Source organism: Streptomyces sp. SID11385 (assembly GCF_010548245.1).
GTDB lineage: Bacteria > Actinomycetota > Actinomycetes > Streptomycetales > Streptomycetaceae > Streptomyces.
In genome coordinates, this window is record NZ_JAAGLR010001164.1 from 1 (window position 1) to 5489 (window position 5489).

Annotated in this window: 4 protein-coding genes and 1 pseudogene; all 5 read left to right on the top strand. The window is 72.3% G+C overall.

Annotation, left to right across the window (positions count from 1 at the left end):
- Positions 1–940 (top strand): annotated as a pseudogene (locus tag G3I42_RS35380) (hypothetical protein); the annotation flags it as partial.
- Between the two features lie 255 nt (positions 941–1195).
- A complete protein-coding gene (locus G3I42_RS35385) occupies positions 1196–2131 on the top strand; it encodes a cellulose-binding protein (RefSeq protein ID WP_008745581.1) in 936 nt (311 codons plus the stop codon).
- A 268-nt stretch (positions 2132–2399) separates the two neighbouring features.
- Positions 2400–3404, top strand: coding sequence for an ABC transporter ATP-binding protein (locus G3I42_RS35390; protein ID WP_164291743.1), 1005 nt, complete (start codon positions 2400–2402; stop codon positions 3402–3404).
- 3 nt (positions 3405–3407) lie between these two features.
- Positions 3408–4178 (top strand): ABC transporter permease, encoded by a 771-nt coding sequence (locus G3I42_RS35395; RefSeq protein WP_164291744.1) that lies wholly within the window; start codon positions 3408–3410, stop codon positions 4176–4178.
- 132 nt (positions 4179–4310) lie between these two features.
- Positions 4311–5453: an ABC transporter ATP-binding protein gene (locus G3I42_RS35400; RefSeq protein ID WP_164291745.1), complete on the top strand. Its 1143-nt coding sequence runs from the start codon at positions 4311–4313 to the stop codon at positions 5451–5453.
- Positions 5454–5489 lie beyond the last annotated feature (36 nt).

A 5489-nucleotide genomic window follows, 5' to 3' on the forward strand; every position in this document is an offset into this window, starting at 1 on the left:
GCTGACGGCCCGTACGGCCGAGGAGGCGGAACGGGCGCGCGGCGAGGCCCGCGCGGAGGCGCAGCGGCTGCTCGACGAGGCGCGCGCGGAGGCGAACAAGCGGCGCACCGAGGCCGCCGCGCAGGTCGACCGGCTCGTCTCGGAGGCGAGCGCGGAGGCCGAGAAGCTGTCGAACGAGGCGCTCGAAGCGGCGCTCAAGACGACGACGGACGCCGAGGAGCAGGCCGACCGGATGGTGGGCGCGGCGCGTTCGGAGGCCGAGCGGGTCGTCGCCGAGGGCCGTGCCGAGGGGCACGCGGCGGTCGAGAAGGCGCGCGCGGACGCGGACGAACTCCTCGTCGGGGCGCGCGGCGACGCGACGCGGGTGCGGGAGCGGGCCGAGGAGCTGCGCGAGCGGATCACGGCGGAGATCGAGGAGCTGCACGAGCGGGCACGCCGTGAGTCGGCGGAGGCGATGCGCACGGCGGGCGAGCGCTGCGACGCGCTCGTCAAGGCGGCCGAGGAGCAGCTCGCCGAGGCCGAGGCGAAGGCGAAGGACCTCCTCGCCGACGCCGGCTCGGAGGCCGGGAAGGTCAGGATCGCCGCGGTCAAGAAGGCCGAGACGCTCCTGAAGGAGGCCGGTCAGAAGAAGACCGAGGCGGAGACGCTCGCCGACCGGCTCGTCGCCGACGCGAAGGCGGAGGCGGAGCGGATCACGGCGGAGGGGCAGCGCGAACTGGACATCCTGGTGCGGCGCCGGCAGGACATCAACGCCGAGATCGGCCGTGTCCAGGACGTCCTGGAGGCGTTGGAGAACTTCGAGGCCCCCGGCGGCAAGAACGCCGGCGGGCCGGGCGAGGGGTCCGGGAAGGGCGCGGGCGGCCGGGACGCGCAGAGCGGCGTCAAGGCGGGGGCCGTGGCCGGATCGACTCGTTCGGGTGGAAAGCAGACGGAGCGGTAGTCACAGTGTCAGGAGGGCGCACGGCGTCGGGAGTGCCGCAGGTGTGCGAGCCGGAGGGACGGTGTTCCCGGTGACGACGGCCAGTCAGTCGTCCTGTGTGGGCGCTGTGTTGACGGCGGATCGGAAGAAAACGATCCACGTGCGCACAAAAGGGGTGGCATTCTCCAGATCAAACGGGCATTTACTCGATGACACGCCGCCCCGACCCCTAGGATTCCCCCTATCACCTCACCGGTCTCTTTCGACAGGAACCCCATGAGCGACACTTCCCCCTACGGCTTCGAGCTTGTGCGGCGTGGGTACGACCGCGCTCAGGTGGACGAACGCATCTCGAAGCTCGTCTCCGACCGTGACAGCGCGCTGAACCGCATCACCGCCCTGGAGAAGCGGATCGAGGAGCTGCACCTCGAAACGCAGAACGCCCAGGCGCAGGTGAGTGACGCGGAGCCTTCGTACGCGGGCCTCGGCGCCCGGGTCGAGAAGATCCTGCGGCTCGCCGAGGAAGAGGCGAAGGACCTGCGCGAGGAGGCCCGCCGGGCCGCCGAGCAGCACCGGGAGCTGGCCGAGTCCGCGGCGCAGCAGGTGCGCAACGACGCCGAGTCCTACGCCTCCGAGCGCAAGGCGAAGGCGGAGGACGAGGGCGTCCGGATCGTCGAGAAGGCGAAGGGCGAGGCCGGCAACCTGCGGGCCGAGGCGCAGAAGGACGCCCAGTCGAAGCGTGAGGAGGCGGACGCCCTCTTCGAGGAGACCCGCGCCAAGGCCGCCCAGGCCGCCGCCGACTTCGAGACGAATCTGGCCAAGCGCCGCGAGCAGTCCGAGCGCGACCTCGCCTCGCGCCAGGCGAAGGCCGAGAAGCGTCTCGCGGAGATCGAGCACCGCGCCGAGCAGCTCCGCCTGGAGGCGGAGAAGCTCCGCACGGACGCCGAGCGCCGCTCGCGCCAGACGATCGAGACGGCCCAGCGCCAGGCCGAGGACATCGTCGCGGACGCCAACGCGAAGGCCGACCGCATCCGCAGCGAGTCCGAGCGCGAGCTCGCGGCCCTCACCAACCGCCGCGACTCGATCAACGCGCAGCTCACCAACGTGCGCGAGATGCTCGCCACGCTCACCGGTGCGGCCGTCGCGGCGGCGGGCGCGCCCGCCGAGGACGAGACCGTCACGCGGGGTGTCCCGGCCCAGCAGTCCCGCTGACGCGACACCACCTCGTACGGGGTGAACGACCGGAGGACCGGGCGGAGGCGGCATGCCTCCGCCCGGTTTCCGTCGGGGCGTCTGCGCCGGGTTCCCACTGAGAGGCCGGGATGCCTCCGCCGGGTCCTCCGTCACGGAGCCGGAATGCCTCCGCCGGGTCCTCCGCCACGGAGCCGGAATGCCTCCGCCCGGTTTCCGTTACGGAGCCGAGCTCGTCCCGTGCGCCTGCCGCCGGGCGTTCGCGCGGCGACTTCGTTAGCGTGGACACATGATCGAGGTCTCAGCGCTGACGAAACGCTACGGCGACAAACTCGCCGTGGACGACCTGTCTTTCACCGTGCGCCCGGGCGTGGTGACCGGCTTCCTCGGCCCCAACGGCTCGGGCAAGTCGACCACCATGCGCATGATGCTCGGTCTGGACAAGCCGACCCGGGGCCGCGTGCTCATCGACGGCAAGCCGTACGCGGCGCTCGACGACCCGCTCACGCAGGTCGGCGCGCTGCTCGACGCGAAGGCGATGCACGGCGGCCGCAGCGCCCGCAACCACCTGTTGTGCCTGGCCCAGTCGAACGGCATCCCGGCCGGGCGCGTGGACGAGGTCCTGGACGTCGTGGGATTGACGCCGGTCGCGAAGAAGCGCGCGAAGGGCTTCTCGCTCGGCATGGGACAGCGCCTCGGCATCGCGGGCGCGCTCCTGGGCGACCCGCGCATCCTCATGTTCGACGAGCCGGTGAACGGCCTCGACCCCGAGGGCATCCACTGGATCAGGAACCTGATGCGCTCGCTCGCCCACCAGGGCCGCACCGTCTTCGTCTCCTCGCACCTCATGAGCGAGATGGCCCTCACCGCCGAGCACCTCGTGGTCATCGGCCGGGGCAAGCTCCTCGCCGACACCTCCATGGCCGATTTCATCCGGGACAACTCGCGCACGTACGTCCGGCTCCGCTCCCCCGAGCGCGAACGTCTCCTCGACGTGCTGCGGCAGGAGGGCGTCCCGGTGACCGAGGGCGCGGACGGCACGCTGGAGGCCGACCACGCCGACCCGGCGCGCCTCGGCGAGCTGGCCCACCGGCACGGCCTCGTCCTGCACGAGCTCAGCCCCCAGTCGGCCTCCCTGGAGGACGCGTTCATGCAGCTCACGGCCCAGACGGTCGAGTACCACGCACACACCGGAGCGGGCCCCGCCGTGGTCCCGCCCGGGACCGAGCCACCGCCCGCGCCCCCGGCGGGCGGACAGGGCTGGGGCGAGAACCGGGACCGGAAGGGCAACTGAGCGATGGCCGTGTCACAAGTACTCCACTCGGAGTGGACGAAGATCCGCTCCGTCGCCTCGACCGTGTGGACCCTCGGTCTCGCCTTCGTCGTCACCCTCGGCCTCGGCGTGCTCATCAGCGTCGTGACCAGCAACGACTTCGACTCGATGAGCCGCGAGGACAGGATCACCTTCGACCCCACCTTCATCAGCTTCGCGGGGATGGGTCTCGGCCAGCTCGCGATGATCGTCTTCGGCGTGCTCGTCGTCTCCAACGAGTACTCGACGGGGATGATCCGCACCTCGCTCGCGGCCGTGCCGCGCCGGGGCGTCTTCTTCTTCTCGAAGGTCGCCGTCGCGACGGTGCTCGCCTTCGTCGTCGGCCTGATCACGGCCTTCGTCTCGTTCTTCGTCGGGCAGTTGATCCTCGGCGACCACGGGGCCTCGCTCGGCGATCCGGGCGTGCTGCGGGCGGTCTTCGGCGCGGCGCTCTACATGACGCTCATCGCGATGTTCTCGATGGGGATCGCGGCGATGCTGCGCAGCCCGCTGCTCTCGCTCGGCATCCTCATGCCGTTCTTCTTCATCATCTCGAACATCCTCGGCAACGTGGACGCGACGAAGAAGGTCGGCCAGTACCTCCCCGACCAGGCGGGCACGAAGATCATGGAGGTCGTCCCGCCCCTGCACGACGACACCCCGTACGGTCCCTGGGGCGGGCTCCTCATCATGGTCGCCTGGGTCGCCGCCGCCCTGCTCGTCGGGTACGCGCTGCTGCGCCACCGGGACGCCTGACGCGGCCGGCGGGGGCGCGCGGACGGGCCCGCCGCTTTTCCTTTGCCTCGTCTTGGCGGGAACCGCCGGAGGCCCGATAGCCTCCTCACCCATGCGGAAGCGGGTCAAGGACGGGCGAGGACGGGTGCGCGGATGATCGAGGCGAGGGGCCTCAGCAAGTGGTACGGCGCGAAGAAGGCCGTGGACGACCTCAGCTTCACCGTGCGGCCGGGGGTGGTCACCGGCTTCCTCGGGCCCAACGGCTCGGGCAAGTCCACGACGATGCGGCTCATCCTCGGCCTGGAGCAGCCCTCCGCCGGGGACGTCACGGTCGGCGGCGTCCCCTTCCGGCAGCTCGCCAACGCGCCCCGCGAGGTCGGCGCGCTGCTCGACGCGAAGGCGGTGCACCGCGGCCGTACCGCGCGCAACCACCTCCTCTCGCTCGCCCAGCTCTCCGGCATCCCGGCCCGCAGGGTCGACGAGGTGCTCGGCGTCGTCGGTCTCCAGGACGTCGCGAAGCACCCGGCGGGCGGCTTCTCGCTCGGCATGGGGCAGCGCCTCGGCATCGCCGCCGCGCTCCTCGGCGACCCCCGTGTCCTCCTCTTCGACGAGCCCGTCAACGGCCTCGACCCGGAGGGCATCCTGTGGGTGCGGCGCCTCATGCGCGCGCTCGCCGCCGAGGGCCGTACCGTCTTCGTCTCCTCGCACCTCATGAGCGAGATGGCGCTCACGGCGGACCACCTCGTGGTCATCGGGCGCGGCCGGCTCCTCGCCGACATGAGCGTGCGGGACTTCATCGCGCGCAACGCCACGGACTTCGCCCGGGTACGGGTCCCGGACGACGTCCACGGCGAGGCGGAACGGCTCGCGGGCCTGCTGCGCAAGGCGGGCGGGCAGGTGCTGCCCGAGCCGGACGGGGCGCTGCGCGTCACGGGGCTCGCGCTCCCGGCCATCAGCGACCTCGCGCACGAGGAGCGGGTGCGGCTGTGGGAGCTGTCGCCCCACCACGCCTCGCTGGAGGAGGCGTACATGCGCCTGACGCAGGCCGAGGTGGACTACCGCTCGACGGCCGACTCCCTCGAAGGCTTCGAGGAGCCCGACCCCTTCGCCGAGGCACCCCCGGAGCCCGCCGCGCCGGGCGCGGACCAGCCCGCCTGGTACGCCCCGCACACCCCGTATCCCCGAACCACCGACGCCCCTGCCGCCGGCTCCCCCACCGCCGGCACCTGGACCGCCGGTCCCCGGAGCGCCGACACCGCGCCGGGCGCCGCGCAGGAGCACGAGGAAGCCCGATGAGCACCCCGCCGCCGCAGCCCGCCACCACGCCCGGGC